The sequence below is a fragment of the Arenibacter palladensis genome (assembly GCF_900129275.1).
GTDB classification, from domain to species: Bacteria; Bacteroidota; Bacteroidia; order Flavobacteriales; family Flavobacteriaceae; genus Arenibacter; species Arenibacter palladensis.
On sequence record NZ_FQUX01000002.1, the window covers coordinates 420,061 to 437,231 of the forward strand.

General features: G+C 38.0%; 13 protein-coding genes. 8 read left to right on the plus strand and 5 right to left on the minus strand.

The window, feature by feature from the left end:
• Positions 1 to 97 precede the first annotated feature (97 nt).
• The 5 genes from BUA60_RS07800 to BUA60_RS07820 all read left to right on the plus strand — a co-directional run bounded on the left by BUA60_RS07800 (position 98) and on the right by BUA60_RS07820 (position 6,021).
• Positions 98 to 970, plus strand: a complete 873-nt coding sequence (locus BUA60_RS07800) for an abortive infection system antitoxin AbiGi family protein (RefSeq protein ID WP_072861194.1) — start codon at positions 98 to 100, stop codon at positions 968 to 970.
• Between the two features lie 237 nt (positions 971 to 1,207).
• Positions 1,208 to 1,963 carry a methylamine utilization protein MauJ gene (locus BUA60_RS07805; RefSeq protein WP_072861195.1) on the plus strand — a complete coding sequence of 252 codons (756 nt, stop codon included), beginning with the start codon at positions 1,208 to 1,210 and terminating at the stop codon, positions 1,961 to 1,963.
• A 6-nt stretch (positions 1,964 to 1,969) separates the two neighbouring features.
• Entirely contained in the window at positions 1,970 to 2,590 is a 621-nt protein-coding gene (locus tag BUA60_RS07810) for a casein kinase II subunit beta family protein (protein ID WP_072861196.1), read from the plus strand.
• A gap of 430 nt (positions 2,591 to 3,020) precedes the next feature.
• Positions 3,021 to 4,583, plus strand: coding sequence for an HNH endonuclease family protein (locus tag BUA60_RS07815; RefSeq protein WP_072861197.1), 1,563 nt, complete (start codon positions 3,021 to 3,023; stop codon positions 4,581 to 4,583).
• A gap of 169 nt (positions 4,584 to 4,752) precedes the next feature.
• Positions 4,753 to 6,021 carry an AbiH family protein gene (locus BUA60_RS07820; RefSeq protein ID WP_072861611.1) on the plus strand — a complete coding sequence of 423 codons (1,269 nt, stop codon included), beginning with the start codon at positions 4,753 to 4,755 and terminating at the stop codon, positions 6,019 to 6,021.
• 92 nt (positions 6,022 to 6,113) lie between these two features.
• Here the strand turns inward: BUA60_RS07820 and BUA60_RS07825 are convergent, their stop codons facing one another.
• Entirely contained in the window at positions 6,114 to 6,407 is a 294-nt protein-coding gene (locus tag BUA60_RS07825) for a helix-turn-helix domain-containing protein (RefSeq protein WP_143153147.1), read from the minus strand.
• An 872-nt stretch (positions 6,408 to 7,279) separates the two neighbouring features.
• On the opposite strand from BUA60_RS07825, the gene BUA60_RS07830 reads away from it, so the two are divergent.
• From BUA60_RS07830 to BUA60_RS07840, 3 genes are read left to right on the plus strand one after another with little or no spacing between them, the layout of a single operon-like run.
• A complete protein-coding gene (locus tag BUA60_RS07830; protein ID WP_072861199.1) occupies positions 7,280 to 10,309 on the plus strand; it encodes a SusC/RagA family TonB-linked outer membrane protein in 3,030 nt (1,009 codons plus the stop codon).
• Positions 10,310 to 10,319: 10 nt separating this feature from the next.
• On the plus strand, positions 10,320 to 11,714 hold the full coding sequence (locus BUA60_RS07835) for a RagB/SusD family nutrient uptake outer membrane protein (protein WP_072861200.1): 1,395 nt from the start codon (positions 10,320 to 10,322) through the stop codon (positions 11,712 to 11,714).
• 31 nt (positions 11,715 to 11,745) lie between these two features.
• Complete coding sequence (locus tag BUA60_RS07840; protein WP_072861201.1) at positions 11,746 to 14,595, plus strand: M16 family metallopeptidase; 2,850 nt, start codon at positions 11,746 to 11,748, stop codon at positions 14,593 to 14,595.
• 80 nt (positions 14,596 to 14,675) lie between these two features.
• Here BUA60_RS07840 and BUA60_RS07845 read toward each other — a convergent pair whose 3' ends face one another.
• The 4 genes from BUA60_RS07845 to BUA60_RS07860 form a co-directional block, all read right to left on the minus strand.
• A complete protein-coding gene (locus BUA60_RS07845; protein ID WP_072861202.1) occupies positions 14,676 to 14,981 on the minus strand; it encodes a DUF6520 family protein in 306 nt (101 codons plus the stop codon).
• A gap of 108 nt (positions 14,982 to 15,089) precedes the next feature.
• Positions 15,090 to 15,572: a MauE/DoxX family redox-associated membrane protein gene (locus tag BUA60_RS07850; RefSeq protein ID WP_072861203.1), complete on the minus strand. Its 483-nt coding sequence runs from the start codon at positions 15,570 to 15,572 to the stop codon at positions 15,090 to 15,092.
• A gap of 108 nt (positions 15,573 to 15,680) precedes the next feature.
• Positions 15,681 to 16,634, minus strand: coding sequence for a helix-turn-helix domain-containing protein (locus tag BUA60_RS07855; protein WP_072861204.1), 954 nt, complete (start codon positions 16,632 to 16,634; stop codon positions 15,681 to 15,683).
• A gap of 77 nt (positions 16,635 to 16,711) precedes the next feature.
• Positions 16,712 to 17,089 carry a DUF7793 family protein gene (locus tag BUA60_RS07860; protein WP_072861205.1) on the minus strand — a complete coding sequence of 126 codons (378 nt, stop codon included), beginning with the start codon at positions 17,087 to 17,089 and terminating at the stop codon, positions 16,712 to 16,714.
• Between the last annotated feature and the right edge of the window lie 82 nt (positions 17,090 to 17,171).

The following is a 17,171-nucleotide window of genomic DNA, read 5'->3' on the forward strand; positions in this document are numbered from 1 at the left end:
AACCAGGCTATCTAAAAAGATTTACTAAATTAGGCATATAATAGGAATATAAGCACTAGTTACTATATACAATTGTTGCCAGTAATTTGAAGAAACATTGAAACAAGTAGATAATTTATTACATATAACGAACGACTTATCTACAGTTAAAAACATTATTACGCAAGGATTTAAACCTTCGTATGCAGTTGAAAATTTAGGTGGTAGAAAAATTCTAATTCCAATGGTTTCTTTTAGCAATTTGCTGTTTAGAGATATTGGAGAGGAAGAGGTTGTCGATTATGGAAGTTATGGAGTTGTCATTAATCGAGAATTTGCAGTACAAAATGGACTAAATCCAGTTATCTATATTTATGAAAATAGTATAGTAGATAAATCAATTACGAACTTACTGAATCTCTCACTTGTTCCACAAACAATCGACATTCTTAAAGACATAACAAAAGGAAAAGGATTTACTAAAATAACTGACTATATCAAGTTTAATCCATTACCAAAAGAAGTTAAAGAATTAATTAATTCCATAGACAAACACACAGATGATAATTTAATTTTAGCCATTAAAAAGTATGCAGAAGAAGCTCATCAAAATGTTTATTTTCAAATTCTTCTTTCTAAACCTTACAAGGTTAAAAACAAAAATAATCAGACAAGAATTGCTTACAACGAAAGAGAATGGAGAAAGGGATTCCTTAATTTAGGTATCATCTTTGAAACAAAAATGAGTGGCGAAAAAAATCCAGAATTCGAAAAGTGGATTGGAACTGATAAGCCTCATTTTAACGAGCCGAAAAACATACTAAAAATTGACATTGAAAATATAACGCATTTAATAGTTGAAAAAGAAAGAGAAGTTTCAGAGCTAACTGATTTTATCAAAGATGAGTTTTCTGTTAAAAAAATAGATAATTTATTAGCGACTGAATCATTAAAGATTGGAACTCTTGAAAAATTTAAAAAATCGGAATAAAAACTACTGGCAACAACGTGTAAAAAACATAGCTAATATAGGCTTTTCGAGAGGTTTGTATATATTTACAAAGACCGCCAAATTTTTAATTTGGCTTTTAAAAAATTATAAATTAAAAACAAAATATAAAAATTCGGCTCTGTGTTAATCCGAAAATCTAGTGTCTTTTTACACGCTACGTTTCATACACAAGACCGTTGGCAGTAATTTGAACAAACCTTACCAAATAAAAAGAAAATGCGAACATACGATGTTGAATTAACCGTTTTTGGTAAAGTAATTACAAGAAAGACTGTCGATTTTAATACGGATAAAGAATTAGATGTCGGAAATGTATTTAGAAGTGATATAGTTATAAAACCTCACCAACAAGGAGTTAGAATTTCTTCTACAGTATTTACTTCTAATCAAGATAGAGCATATAAAGTTGCTTTACTTTTTATTGGTAAAATGCTTGATGTTTTAGCCTTAAAAGTTAATACATCTGTTTTTATATCAAATATTGATATAAGAAATCTAATTGATAAAAATGTCGTTCGTGCAATTATTGATGAGGAGGAATTTAAACAATGCTTCGAGATTTCAAGGACTTTGAATTTAGAGCATACAGCTTTTTTAAGAGCATTAAATTGGTATAGAAAAGGACTTTATACTGACGACCCTTTTGATAAGTTTCTTGCATTTTGGAATTCGATTAGTGTTGTTGCTGGAAAATATCACACACAGAATGAACGAACAAGAAATGGAATAATAAATCAAATTTGGAATTGTTTCGAGACTTTGTGGGGAAATAGCGTAAGTGAATGGCCAAATATCAATAATGACAGATGGATTAATCAACACAATGAAATAAGAAATAATATAGCACACGGAGTTATCCCTGTAGAAGTTGATTACGTTGAGGATGTAATAAGCAGACTTGAAAATGTACAAAGTGTAGCTTATAGTTTTTTAAAAGAATGGTCTGCAAGAATATTACATCAAGGAATTTAAACAATAATGGAACAAAAAGAAATACCTGACATAGTATTAATTTATCCAGACGACTGTCCTGATAAATTTATTGAGGATGAAATCAAAGATTTTAACACAACCAATTTAAATTTAAAAATTCAAAAAGTTGAGAAAGATGCTTATATGGCTTTTGAATGGGTTGTTCCGACAGCTTTTGGTGTCTATATTCTTAAACCATATTTCGATTCTTTCTTAAAAGAAGCTGGTAAAGACCACTATTTACTTTTAAAAAGCGGGTTAAAGAAAATTGTTGAAAAAGGAAAACACATTAAAGCAAGATTTATTACTGCGAGGGAATCAACAAAAAAATTATCTGAAAAGTACAATCAATCAATATTAGTATCTATTGAATTACAAACAAAAAACAATAGACATATAAAATTATTATTTGACAATGAATTAGAGAAAAGTGATTGGGAAGACGCAATTGACCAATTGTTAGATTTAGTAATAGAAAATTATGAATTGTTTCCAAATGACAAATTATCCAAAAATATAAATGACCGAATTGAAAATAATAGACATATAGTTTACGGAGTAATTAATCCTAAAACGAAAAAAGTGGAATTTTTTGACGACCGAAAACTTTGTGAAAAATATAAATAAAAACTACTGTCAATAACTAAGTCTTCGTGTGGTCGGTACGGCCAAACATGAAGACCGTGTTGACTGAACCGGGTCCGGGTTCCCTTACTATGGGGATTGCTATGGTTTAATAGAGTTTTTCAGATGGATATAAAAGTCCTGTCGGGTCCCTAAAGTTATCAAAAATCATTTTCCCTTGTCCGCCTGGGTTCCATTTTGATATTTCTGCATTTTTAGGGAAGGCTACAAAAAGGGGAAAGCTACAAAAAGGGGAAGGCTACATTATGCTATACCAAAACCGTTCCTTAGACAGGATTCCATTAAATAGGATTATTACAACAAATCCCGCCGTGGTATTATACAACTAAAAATATTAGTTATTTTAGACCTATGAGTAAAATATAATTGTAAATTATTATATCCATATGTACAAGGCAATAAAAAATAAGAAATGGCAAAATCAAATTTAGTGAATTTAGATGCTTTGATAATCAGAGAAGACTTTGGCATCTCAGAGGAAGAAGAGCATTTTGATAGTTTTGATAAATTGTCATTAAGAGATTTATCTAAAGGGGCACTAATAGGTCCCAATTTAAGGAAGCCCGATTTTCAGCGGGAAACCAATCATTGGACACCTAATCAAGTTCTATCACTTCTGCAAAGTTTTGTTTCAGGTGACTTAATCCCTGCAGTAATTCTTTGGCAGTCTCCTACGTTTATTTTCGTGATCGATGGAGGGCATAGACTAAGTGCCATCAAAGCATGGATTGAAGACGATTATGGAGATGGGGCACTTTCATATGAATATTTTGGGAGGGTTATTTCACCAGAACAACAAAGAATTGCGGAGAAAACTAGAAAGTTAGTAGATAAGCAAATTGGTAGTTACAAACGATTAGAACAGCAAAATGAGCAACAAGAAATAGACCCAACTGAAAGAAAGAGAATAAGTCGCATAATATCAAGAGGCATACAAGTTCAATGGGTTAAAGGAGATGCTGATAAAGCAGAGCATTCTTTTTTCAAAATTAACACTCAAGGTACTCCATTAGACCGTATTGAGGAATTATTATTAAAAAATAGAAAAAAGCCTATTCCGATTTCCGCCAGAGCTGTAATTCGAGCTGGTACAGGGCACAAATATTGGTCATATTTTGAGGACGAAAACAAATCCAAAATTGTAGAATATTCGAGAAGGTTTCATAAAATACTTTTTGAACCCGAATTAAAAAGACCCATTAAAACCCTTGATCTACCATTAGGAGGTTCAAAAGGTATCAGAGACGCTATTCAAATTCTTATCGATCTAATGCTAATAGCAAACAGAAATCAACAAGGTGAGCCAAAAGCGGTTTCTGATCAGGATGATGATGCAACTGGAGAGCTTACTATTCATTCATTAAAGAGGTCACTGAGATTAATTAGCAGGATATCTGGAAATGATGGAGGTAGTTTAGGATTACATCCAGCTGTATACTTTTATGGCCCAACAGGGAGACATTCTAGAGCCATGTTTCTTGGAATGGCTCTTTTAATAGGTCGTAAGCTTATTAATAATGACTCTGAATTCTTTCGAAAATTCACTAAGGCGAGAGAGAATCTTGAAAATATTCTAGTTTACAGGAAAGACCTTATCGCAACAATTCTGCAAAAGCACATATCAAGGAAAAGGAACATGATTTTCGCAAAGTTGATCGATGAGCTTATTGAACAAATTTGTAACGAAGTTGAAATAACCGACTCAATTATTGTAGAAATTACAGAATTGGAAGGCAAAATTGTAGTGGGTGATCATGTAAGTACAAACACGCAGTTTAATGATGAAACAAAAAGTAAATCCTTTCTCAAAAGAGCCTTAGAGTCAGCTATAAAATGTCCGATATGTAATGGCTATTTAGATCCAGACAAATCGGTTTCTTATGATCACGTAATCAGGCAACGAGAAAAAGGGACGGGAAGTGAGGAGAACTGTCAATTGACACATCCTTATTGTAATCAGTCAATTAAAAGCTAAACACCTTGTGTCAAATGCTATACGTAATATGGGTTTTAATGCTAAATTGAATGTTTAAGAACATTAATATAATTATTGGTAGGTAGACGGTGAAGTTCTCTCTAATCCTACACTATATATTGCCGTGACCGTGGGTAATAACCCGAAAATGGGACAAAACAGAGTTTTAATGAATAGAATAATACTAATTGGAAATGGATTTGATTTAGCTCACGGAATGAAAACAAGCTACAAATCCTTTATAGATGATTATTGGACAAATACAATTACTGCTATTCAGGAAACCACTTTAGGTAAGCTTTTTGAAAATGACGAAATAAAAGTCAAAAATTCCCCTTCGCGATATATAACAGGAACCACCTATATGGATTTAGAAAGAGGAATCAAAGACTATAAAACATCAATTGAATTTAAAAATATATTCTTAAAAGAACTCACAGAGAAATCTAATTTGAACACTTGGGTCGATGTGGAAAATGAATATTATTTTCTATTAAAACAGTCTTTTCAAGAGATTAAGCGCCCCAAAGAGTATAACATCTCACAACTAAATTTTGATTTTAGGCGTGTTAAAGATTTATTGCAACAATATTTAACCAGAATAGAAAAAGAATTTGATTTAAATATTGATAAAAAAATTCTTCAGTTAAAAACAACAATTGGAAATAAAATTTATCATCCATATAAATTTAAAGACTTTTCAGAAGATGCTATAAATCAACGTGCTAAATTGGAGTATAATTCTATGAAGGAAAATATAATTGCCATTCAAGCTAACCACATATCCATTGATAAATTAAGCGAACATCAGAGAAATATAATTAAAAGACTTGGCAAAAGTGATCATCAAAATCAAATAAAAAAAATGCTCTTATCAGATTCAGCGATCAGCTATTTTGACTTGATTCCAGATCAAACCCTTTTTTTAAATTTCAATTATACATTTACAGAATTACTCTATGAAGACCCAAAAAGATTTTATAATCAATTAGAACAAAAATATACATCAGCAAAGTTTAATCACATTCACGGAACGACGGACAGATTAGACAAAAACCCAATAATTTTTGGATTTGGAGACGAAATTGATAAAGATTACAATTCTATAGAAGAACTTAATGACAATCGGTATTTGGAAAATATTAAATCAATAAACTACTTAGAATCTGACAATTATAAAAAATTGTTAGAATTTATTAATAGTGGTTATTTTCAAATTTTCATATTTGGGCATTCTTGTGGAATTTCAGACAGAACTTTACTAAACACAATGTTTGAACACGACAATTGTGCCTCTATTAAGCCATTTTATCATCAAAAAGGGAACGAAGTGGATAATTATAGTGATATAGTTAGAAATATTTCAAGGAATTTTAATGACAAGGCTAAAATGAGAGATAGAGTTGTAAATAAAACATATTGCGAACCATTAAATTAAAAGAAAAAAGCCTGCCAACTATGGCTCCTCTGAAAGGCCATAGTGTCAGCGTCCCTTTAAACCGAACTGTTTAAAAGCAGAAAAATAGTGTCTTATTTTCTTTTTGAAGTTTTTTTATTTTTGGAAATACCGTCCAAATTAGCATAATAATCTTCAAAATCAAACATGATTTCGAAGATTTGTCTAGGATGTACTCGTAACCCTGTGGCGATTTCAATTAAAGAGGATAATTGACAGTCTATTTTATTATTAGCAACATTACTAATCTTACCCGGGTATATATTACATTTTTTTGCAATATCCGTATAGGACGTTTCGCCTTTTAACTCTTTTATTCTTTGTGCAATTAATGCCTTAATTTTTTCAGTTTTATATTCATTCATCATTGCATGCTTTTATGCAATATGAATGTTCTATAAAATAATTTCATTACCGAATACGGTAATGAACGAATATTTTTATTATATTGCATCGAATTAGTAATTTTGCGATTCTTCTTTGTTTGAATTAGTCTAGAAGCAGTCGCTTGGATTCCCGGTCTAAAAACTGGTAACTTAATGCACGGGATGATAAGCAAGATGCCTATGACCCGGGGCATGGGTTTTCTTATCACAGTGTGCTAAACCAGTATATAGACCTTAAAGTGAGTTCCACTCACTTTATACCGAGCGTTGTTCTATTTAGAAGTTTTGCAAATAATAACTAAAAGGCTAATAGAGCTATGAAACACATCTTATGTAACTTAAACGGTAAAATAGCCACAGGGCAACTTACCGTTCTTTTGCAGCATACCATGTACGACATTCTCTTTACCAAAAAGCCCAAGAACCCAATATAGGTTTGCACAGAACTGGTTAAAAAAGTAAACCGGTTCATTATTATGGGATTTGTGTTGTACCCATTTTTCCGGAACTCGAAAATCCTTTTATCCCATAATCCACGATCCACACATTTTTTGGCATCCGGCCAAATAACGACAAAGCAGCCTAACATCATTTAAGGCTATTCCTTTGCTGCATCAGCTGTGCTATAAAATAGCAATGATTACAGGCTAGGGGAGGAGCCATAACAGTGAGCCAGGTGAGGTATGTCCCAACGGCAACCATAATCTTGCACACCAAGCAGCAATACCAACTAACACATCCATATTGCCTATGACATAGAACATTTACAAAAATAGCCTCCCAAACCCTGTTTGACCGACTGGTTTGGAAGGCCTTGACTAAATAAAACTAAGTTTCATCTAATCTTCAAAATTATGAAAAATAATCTTGAGTATAAGGGCATGCTACGCCTTTGCCTACTATTTATCTGCTTTTTTGTTCCCCCTCCTTACTTTGCCCATTTCCCCCATGGGCATTGTTCTAAAATCTTTTCCAACCTTCATACCCAGCAACAGTACCAGATTTCGGGTACTGTTACCGATAACTATGGTCCCATGTCCGGGGTACATGTACTTATCAAGGGTACCAATACTGGTACCTTTACCAACCCCCAAGGGGAGTACTTTCTTTTGGTAAATAAAAATGATATCCTTGTCTTTTCCTATCTGGGCTACCACAGTAGGGAACTTCCCATAATGGGCAGGACTAGCATGGATGTGCAAATGCAGTCCGAGGTCACCGAGCTTCAAGAGGTAGAGATCAATGCCGGTTACTATACGGTAAAGGAAAAGGAACGTACCGGGAGCATCAGTAGGGTCACGGCCAAGGAAATTGAACTGCAACCCATTGTAAGTCCGTTAGAGGCCCTGCAGGGCCGTATGGCGGGGGTAGAGGTGGAGCAGGGGGTAGGTATTACCGGCCTGGCACCTACCATACGCATACGGGGCACCAATAGTCTAAGAAATGATGGTAATTATCCACTTTATATAGTGGATGGAATCCCCCTTAATTCCACACCCTTACAAAGTGGTGGTTCGCTGACCGTTTCCACAGGAATAGATCCCTTGAACACCTTGAACCATGCCAATATAGAAAGCATAGAGGTACTTAAGGATGCCGATGCCACCGCCATCTATGGTTCGCGAGGGGCCAACGGGGTAATACTGATCTCTACTAAAAAAGGATATGACAAGCAGGGTGAGACCTCCTTGGACCTTAGTCTTTATTCCGGAATATCCGAGGTGTCCAACAAGGTTAAACTTTTGAACACTGAGGAATATCTCGCCATTAGAAGAAAGGCCATAGAAAATGATGGTTTTACGCCGGAGGATGTATACGCGCCCGAACTCACGTTATGGGACCAAAACCGTTATACGGATTGGCAGGAAACACTTTTTGGCGGTACTGCTTCAATGACAGATGTGAATATGGCGGTTTCAGGGGACAATGGATATACCTCGTACCGTATTGGGGGCTCATTCCGCGCCCAAGGTTCCGTTTTTCCAGGGGATTTTGACTATAAGAGGACCACGGCCAATATAAACCTTAACCATAGATCCAAAGATAACAGGTTTAAATTGGATTTTTCCGCCAATTATGGGGTAGATAAAAATCGCATTTTCAATGGTTCCAATTTTATAAACTATGCTCTTACCGCACCCCCTAATGCACCCCCGATCTATAAGGAAGATGGCAGTCTCAATTGGGAGAATTGGGTGGTGGATAATCCCTTGGCGGTCTTGGAACAGCCCCAGGACATAAGGGCAAATAATCTGCTTGCCAATATGGCCCTCTCCTATACCATTATACAGGGGTTGGACCTTAAGGTCAATCTTGGATATTCCAAACTGGACAGTGAGGATATGATAAGATATTACAGGGAACGTTACAACCCTGAAAGATGGGATAAAATAGATTTGGGAACGGCCCAAAGTGCTACCAATAGGCTATCATGGATCGTGGAACCACAATTAATGTACCAACGGCATTGGGGCAAATTGGGCATGGATGCCCTTATAGGAACCACCTTCCAGGACAATCGGAACAGTCATCTGAATGTTTCGAGCACGGGCTATGCCAACAAAAGCTTAATGGGCAATTTGAGCGCGGCCAACGAGGTCAGGGTTTTGGGCGATGATAATACGGAGTATAGGTACGGGGCACTATTTGGGCGTTTGGGCCTGAATTGGGCCGGAAAGTATTTTCTGAACCTTACGGGCAGGAGGGACGGGTCCTCTAGATTTGGTCCAGATCGGCGGTTCTCGAACTTCTGGGCATTGGGAGGGGCCTGGATATTCCGCGAAAAGAGGGGTGTACAAGAAAATGTTCCTTTCTGGAGTTTTGGAAAGCTTAGGGGAAGTTACGGGACTACGGGGAGCGACCAGATCCCGGACTACGGATTTTTGGATGCCTATGAGGCTACGGATGGGGTAGGCGGGCTGTACCCTACCCAGTTGTACAATCCGGACTACTCCTGGGAGGTGAACAAAAAACTGGAGGCTTCGTTACAGTTAGGCTTTATAAACGACCGCATAAATCTGGAATTGAACTGGTATAGAAATCGTTCTTCCAATCAATTGGTAGGCTTTCCATTGCCATTCATTACCGGATTCGGATCGGTACAGGCCAACCTTCCGGCACTGGTACAGAACTCCGGTTGGGAGGTGCAAACGGAAACCGTCAACATTAGGACAAAAGACTTCTCCTGGCGTACCTCCATCAATGTAACCTTCCCGGACAACAAGCTTTTGGAATTCGATAATATTGGGCAGACTTCCTATGACAATCAATATAAGGTAGGTTATCCATTGAACATATCAATGGTCTATCAATATGACGGCATCGATCCCGAAACCGGTCTGTACCGTGTGGTGGATATCAACGAAGATGGAAGGTACAATAGCGAGGATAGGCAAGTAATAATAAACAGGGGAAGGAGGTATTATGGCGGTCTTGGCAATCATTTACAGTATAAAGGTCTCTCCTTGCGGTTCCTATTCGAGTACATTGACCAGGACAATTTAAGAAATGTATTTGGAGCTCCTTCACCTGGTCGTTACGGAAACGGACCAGTGGATTTTTTGAACACCTGGCAGGAATCTGGTGATAATGCGCATATCCAGAAATTATCCCAGTCAAGTGCGGCCCGTACGGCCTTTAGTAGGGCCGCCAGTAGTTCTTATGGAATGGAGGACGCCGCATTTTTACGATTAAAGAACGTATCCCTATCCTATAATTTGCCCAAAGCGGTACTGCAACAAATTAATATAAGTGCAATGAGTGTGTATGTCCGGGCACAGAACCTCCTCACCTTTACCCCTTATCAGGGATTGGACCCGCAGGGGGGAAGAAGTAGCGTACCCCCGTTAAGAACCATTACATGTGGTATTCAGTTAAACCTATAAAATCAAGAACATGAAAAATATATGGTATACCCTTTTGATAGGTATCTGTTTTGCACAAACTTCCTGTGAGGATTTTGTGGAGGTGGATGTACCTGATAACAAAATAGTAAGCGAAACGGTGTTCGGAAGCGATGAAACCGCCAATAGCGCGGTCACAGGTATCTATAACGAACTTTTCAAAGCGGATTTTTCCAATGGCGGACTACGTTCCGTTTCCCTTTTGGGCGGACTCTCAGCGGACGAATTTTGGACTACGGCGTTGAACGATGAACTGTTGGAATTCGGCGAAAACGAAATAATGGCCGAAAACTCGTATAACTTGCCACTGTGGTCCAGTGCCTACAATATAATCTATATGTGCAATGCCGTAATGGACGGCCTGGAAAAATATGATGGGGTTTCATCTACAATGAAGCTAAGGTTGTTGGGGGAAACGGCATTTGTTAGGGCATTTGTCTATTTCTACCTGGTCAATCTTTATGGGGAAGTGCCCCTGATCCTATCCCCGGATTACAGAACAAATGCCTTGGCCTCCCGTTCGGATGCCCAAGTAATCTATGAATCCATAATCTCCGATCTGGAAACGGCCATAAGCAATCTAGGGGATTCCTTTTTGGACGGCCAAAGAATTCGTCCCAATAAGTATACTGCGTTGGCCTTGCTGGCACGGGTATACCTGTACCGGGAAAATTGGGAAAAAGCAGAAGCGGCGAGTACCCAAGTTATTGGGAACATCTCAAATTTTGATCTCCTCAATAATCTGGATGAAGTTTTTTTGGCCAATAGCAAGGAGGCCATTTGGCAGATAACCCCCGCCGGGAGAAGTCTCAGTTATACTACCAATGAGGGCCGTATCCTGATCTTGACAAGTCCTCCCCCCGATTCCCAAAAACCGGTTGCATTGACCAAAGATCTGATGGGGTCCTATGCCGATGTGGACATTAGACGGGAACATTGGATAGGGAAATTGGACACTGAAGATGAAGTGTACCACTATCCGTTCAAGTACAAAGTAAATAGCGCTGATGATATAACGGAATACTCCATGGTACTGAGATTGGGAGAGCAATATCTGATAAGGGCCGAGGCACGTGCTCAGTTGGGTAAAATACCCGAGGCCATAAGTGACTTGGATAAAATAAGGATACGCGCCAATCTTGGACGGCTCTCGGTAATAGCACCTGGAATTAATAGGACGGCTTTATTGGATTCCATTCACTTGGAGCGCCGCAGGGAATTGTTTACCGAATGGGGCCATCGATGGCTAGACCTTAAACGAACCGAAAGGGCATCGGATGTTTTGGGAAGTATAAAAACATCCTGGCAGCCTTCAGATGGGCTATACCCAATACCTGAAAGCGAAATAGACAAAAACCCAAACTTGGAACAAAACGATGGTTACTAATCTTTACGAAGTTACAATAAATAATCATAGAATGGTAAAGGGCATTTTAATGCTACTGATCAATATTTTCTTTTGGAGTACAGTTAATTTGTATTCCAAGACCTTTAAGGATACGCTGCCCCTTGATCCCAGTATACGGCACGGAAAACTTCCCAATGGCCTTACCTATTATATAAAACCCACAGGTGATGGCAGCTCTGAGATGTCCCTGCGCCTTGTGGTAAAGGCCGGTTCGGCGGTCCAGGATGCGGACCAATATGAACTGGACCATGTTATGGAACATCTCGCATTCAAGGCAGGGAAACATATGACCATGGCCAAAGCCAATGAATTGGGGTTCCGGTCTGGTGAAATCAATGGCAATTCCCCTTTTGATTTTACACAATATTATTTTAGTTCCGTGGACACTAAGGAGAAACTAAAAATTGCATTTCAGCTTTTCCATGATATTATCTGGGATTTGGACCTCAAAAAAGAATATATTGATAGTGAGCGTTCGGTTATCCTCAATGAAAAAGGGATACGAGGTGGATTCGGTGCCAAATCCATTTTGACCGATCTGGAAAGTACGATGATGGGCAGGGGGGCCGATAGACCTGCCGATTTTGTCCAATTTATAAATACCTTTCCCTACGATGCTCTAAGGCGGTATTATGATGATTGGTACCGTCCAGAATTAATGGCCCTCGTCGTTGTAGGCGATATAGTAGATGTGGATGCCCTGGAAAAAGAAATAAAGGACAAGTTCTCCAGGCCCAAACCCCTTAAAAATCCCCGTTCCCCGATCAGGGCATTCGGGGCTTATAGAAATTCCCCTCCCCAATTTATGAATAGGGAGCATCGCTTGACTACAAAGGAATCCAAAAGACAAGCGGTAAATATGCGTATTTATATGCGCCAAAGGGAAGATCTGGATAAAAATGGGCTGGAATTATTGAAACAGGAACAAAAAGGACACCTTTTAATCGACATGTTGAACAATAGGTTAAAGGAGAAACAGGATTATTACGTTAGCCCTTATACCGTATCCCCTTATATGGCCCTACCATCTTCCCTAGGCATTAAATTACATATTACCATGGAAGAAGGTACTTTAGAAGGGACACTGTCCAAAACGATCCAGCTTTTGAAGGAACTAAGGACCAATGGCTTTTCGGAACCCGAATTTACAAGATTCAAGAAAGAATACTTGGAGTCTTTGTCCAAAACTGATACTATGAAACAAATGTTTTGGGAAGATAATATTGTGGATCATTTTGTTTATGATAAAATATTGCCCGCAAATAGAATGGCCCTTTTAAAAAATATGATGGACGGCCTAACATTGGACGAACTGAACGTTTTTGTGAGGCAATATATCAAAACGGATCCTCAAGAACTGGATATTATTATGCTGTCACCATCCGGGCACAGGGCCTTGTCCTATACTGAAAAGCAAATAAGGGGATGGATTTCTGAAGCCAATAATTTGCCCATTACCAAATATAGTCCTCCAAAAATACCCAAGGTGTTGATGGAAGCATCTTTAATAAAGACCCTAAAGTCAAGTACTCTTCAGATAAATAAAGTGGACATTCCCGGAGCCTCGGAATACACATTGGGCAATGGGATAAAAGTAGTATTAAAACCATTTGATTCCGTACTTGTACCACGCGAACGAAATAAACTGAGTTTTCACGGTTTTACTTCCAAGGGCCTAAGCTGCTATTCCGGAAGTGACTATTTTTCAGCAATGAACGCAGCGGACATTGTCTACAATTCGGGAGTAGGTGGAATGGATAGGTTTGAGTTGAAAAGATATTTTGCCAAAAACGGATACAACGCTCAGGTAGCGCCCTATGTAGGGTATGATGAAGCCGGAATAAGGGGAAGTACGTCCGTAAGGGATCTGGAAACGGCGTTTCAATTGGTTTATTTGTATTTCACGGAGCCCAACAAGGATAGTCTGGCTTTTGAGGATTGGAAGCTTAGTACACGGTCATCCCATGCATTGCATTCCATCAATTCCGAAGATTTCAAGAATTTCATTAAACTGAAGTTGGGAGACAGTACCTTTTTGCCCAAAGGCACTAAGGCTTTGGAGGGGGTGCCAAATACCAACTTGGACCGTGCATATGGGATATACAGGACCCTTTTTGCCAATGCCAAGAATTTCACTTTTATTATTACAGGGGATTTTCCCGAAGAAGAAGTATTGTCCCTTTGCCGGAAGTATTTGGGGAATTTACCTACAGCGAATGTGCAGCCAAAAAGTGAAATTCCTAAAAATACAAAGAAGTTCAGATTGCCAAAACCCCAAGAAAAAGTTGTGGTGGCCAGGGAATTTGACCGAGAAGTTAAGGTGCAATTGGAATATATTTCAAATTTGGCGGAAAGAGATTTGGATTGGAAACAAGATCTAAAATTAAAACTCTTACAGTCCATGATGAACTTTTCAATAATGCAGGAAATGCGATTTAATTCCATTGAAGATGAAGGCATTTATACAATAAAAGTAGTGTGTAATTTTGATAAGGACCGTTTGTTCAATGAGGTCTATGTGGAATTTGAGGCCAGTCCGGAAGATGTAGAACAATTGATAAAGGCGGCCAAACAATTTATGCGATCGTTTAAAAATAATGGCGCAGATGTGGAATTATTGGAAAGGTTTAAGTTGGAAAGAGTGGATTATCTGGAAAGGAAAAAATACCATAGGGGCGATACATCAAAAATGATATACGATTATTACAAGTATGGAACCTCATGGCCCCGGGGTGGTTTAGAACAGCGGCAAGCATATATAAGAAGCATTTCACCAAGGGATATCGAAATCTTGGCAAAAAGACTGTTAAAGGGCAACCCACTTGAGTTTAAAATGCTCCCCGCCAAGAGGATGCATTAATATGGTATTTTGAAGAAAGAAAGAAAGAAAGAAAGGGGGCATTCAATGCGCCCCCCTTCCCTTTAATCTGGATTATAAAATCAGTCAGGATCCGGTGCCGATCCATTTAATTCTATAATCTGACCATCCCCCTCGGTTGGCTTAGAAGTATCCTTTTCGTCATAAACCCTATATTCGGTTCCTGGTTCTTCGGAAAATTCTACTGTACAATCGGAATTATCCGGGTTACACAAGACATCTATAGTTGCCCATCCGTTGGGTGCTTGTACCAAGATGTACTTGGTGTCATAGATATCCTTGTCTGCTGATTTGTTCGCAAACGCAAACGAAAGTGCAATGGCAAAAACAAATGCCAACATCGGTAAAATCAATTTTAACTTTTTCATGATAATATAATTTTAATTAATAATAAATGCCTACTCTTTTGTACAGGTTTTCGGTCTTCCCCCTGCTTCTGTTGCAACAAAATATCTTCATTATTTTACATCTAATGTTTAGACCCCATGGCCATCTACGGGCTTTGATGGATCTTGTCCCATGGAATTTTTTTTATGTTTGGGGGAGTACCATATGGCCAGTAGGGCCAATAGGAGCAATATCGCATTGAGCATCAAATGCTGTTCCCAAGACAGCAGGGAGATAACGCCCCCACACGAGCAGGGTCTATAGGGGGCAAAAAATACAATGGCCAGGGTGTAGCCGGTAAATAGGAGCATCAGGACTGCTGCCCCGTAAAGACCTAGCAATCTGGTTTTTTTCCAAAGCAATAATAGGGCAACAGCCAATTCGGATAGCGGTACGGTCCAAGAGGCCAAGGAGGCCACGGCCTTACCTCCCAGTACGGGGGAGTTCCTGATGTTGTCATAGAACAGATGCCCTTCTAGGAGTTTGGTGAGTCCGGCATAAGCAAAGAGGGTAATGAATAACAAGCAGGTGACCTCGACAATTGTTTCCCTATGCTTTTGATACCATTTCATATCATTTGAATCGTTTTGATATTGAATGGTATAAAATTAAGCTGGTTGATTTATCTGTCTGGGATAATAACTGTTCTGAAAAGGATTAGTTTTAAGTAAGTAACACGGTCAAGAGTTAGCTCTAAGGTCTCTAGGAGTATAGCCATACCTGGCCTTGAACTCCCGTGAGAAGTGGGTAGCGTTCTTAAATCCGTTTTGCCGAGCTATGCGCTTAAAGGGTTCATTGGAACTTTTTACCAAAACATGTGCATTTCTAAGCCGCTCATTTTTTAGAAACTGAAACACTGTCATACCAAACAACTCCTTAAAACCTTTCTTTAATTTATATTCATTGGTTCCAAATTCATGGGCCAACTCCTGAAGGGATGGTGCACTCTTATCTAGATTATTCTTGAGAAAGTTTCCTATGGCCCTAAAAGTTTCCAAATCGGATATATTTAAAAAAGACTTTTCTTCTACAGGATGTTTGTGCTTAGTAAGTCGTATTTGTTTTAATATTTTAGATTGCAGTTTTCTTTCGTACAGCTTGGTGTTTTTAATAATATCCGATGATATTAGCATATACCTGACAATGGAGTTTTCCACTTGGGGAAGGTCAACAATCTTACAATATGCAGGAAGTTGCAAATTCGTTTTGGTCTTAAATACCAGTCGCATTTCACTTTCAAAATCATGGTCACTACATAATGATTTTGTCAAATCGACCCATTTTAGGATCGATTTTTTTTCAAGTAGATTAACCATAGGTTGATCTAGTAGCTCACTATTTTCCCAGTGCAATAATTTAGTGACATCTTGATTTATATAAGTTATCTTAAAGGTTTCATCCAAGAAAAAAATCATTTGCACCATATGCATATACGAGTCGTGCATATTAACATACCCTTGATGTAAAAAGGAATCTTTTATTTCTTCGGCTACTATATTCACCATTGCAGAAAGGGCCTCCAGTTCGTCCCGCTTATCCGATCGTTCCAGGCGATAGGAAAAATTACCCCTTGATAATTCAATCAACAGTTGTAAAACTTTGTTAAGCCTGCCATTGTACGTTATATTTTCCATGAATATATGGGCTATGGTACTTAATTACCCTTCTATATTTATTAATTATGGATTCAATTATAATTTAGTACGTTCATTTATTCGATAAATTCGGAAAGAAATTCCATTCCTTCATACTCATTGCTTACCACCTTAGTGGGTATAGGGGGCATATTGGCCAATAGGTATAGGTCGGTCAAAATTTGGGACAAGGGATTATCTGAAATAAAGGCCACAGCTTTTGTGAGTGACGAGCCTTCAGTTGCCAAATATCTTCTGGCATCTTTACTTATATCTATTATTCCTCGAATATCACAGAGTATGGGATAGGCCTTACCCTTCTGAAGTTGTAAACGATCAGACACTATTTCCATGGCACCGGCCAGTTGAATAGTTAAATTTTGCTTGTAAATAAATCGGACAACTCCATTATCTATATAATACTCAGCATATTCATTTTCGAAACTATTTTCCATGGTAACTTTTCAAAAATGCCACTCAAAGTAATAATTTTTATACAAATTTTGTAGGATTATCGATAAAATGCTTTAGAACTTA

What these genes read in the sequence shown, in the direction of transcription:
- BUA60_RS07805 (WP_072861195.1), top strand. Translation starts at nt 1,208, where the DNA reads ATGCGAACATACGATGTTGAATTAACCGTTTTTGGTAAAGTAATTACA.
- BUA60_RS07810 (WP_072861196.1), top strand. Translation starts at nt 1,970, where the DNA reads ATGGAACAAAAAGAAATACCTGACATAGTATTAATTTATCCAGACGAC.
- BUA60_RS07815 (WP_072861197.1), top strand. Translation starts at nt 3,021, where the DNA reads ATGGCAAAATCAAATTTAGTGAATTTAGATGCTTTGATAATCAGAGAA.
- BUA60_RS07820 (WP_072861611.1), top strand. Translation starts at nt 4,753, where the DNA reads ATGAATAGAATAATACTAATTGGAAATGGATTTGATTTAGCTCACGGA.
- BUA60_RS07825 (WP_143153147.1), bottom strand. Translation starts at nt 6,407, where the DNA reads ATGATGAATGAATATAAAACTGAAAAAATTAAGGCATTAATTGCACAA.
- BUA60_RS07830 (WP_072861199.1), top strand. Translation starts at nt 7,280, where the DNA reads ATGAAAAATAATCTTGAGTATAAGGGCATGCTACGCCTTTGCCTACTA.
- BUA60_RS07835 (WP_072861200.1), top strand. Translation starts at nt 10,320, where the DNA reads ATGAAAAATATATGGTATACCCTTTTGATAGGTATCTGTTTTGCACAA.
- BUA60_RS07840 (WP_072861201.1), top strand. Translation starts at nt 11,746, where the DNA reads ATGGTAAAGGGCATTTTAATGCTACTGATCAATATTTTCTTTTGGAGT.
- BUA60_RS07845 (WP_072861202.1), bottom strand. Translation starts at nt 14,981, where the DNA reads ATGAAAAAGTTAAAATTGATTTTACCGATGTTGGCATTTGTTTTTGCC.
- BUA60_RS07850 (WP_072861203.1), bottom strand. Translation starts at nt 15,572, where the DNA reads ATGAAATGGTATCAAAAGCATAGGGAAACAATTGTCGAGGTCACCTGC.
- BUA60_RS07855 (WP_072861204.1), bottom strand. Translation starts at nt 16,634, where the DNA reads ATGGAAAATATAACGTACAATGGCAGGCTTAACAAAGTTTTACAACTG.
- BUA60_RS07860 (WP_072861205.1), bottom strand. Translation starts at nt 17,089, where the DNA reads ATGGAAAATAGTTTCGAAAATGAATATGCTGAGTATTATATAGATAAT.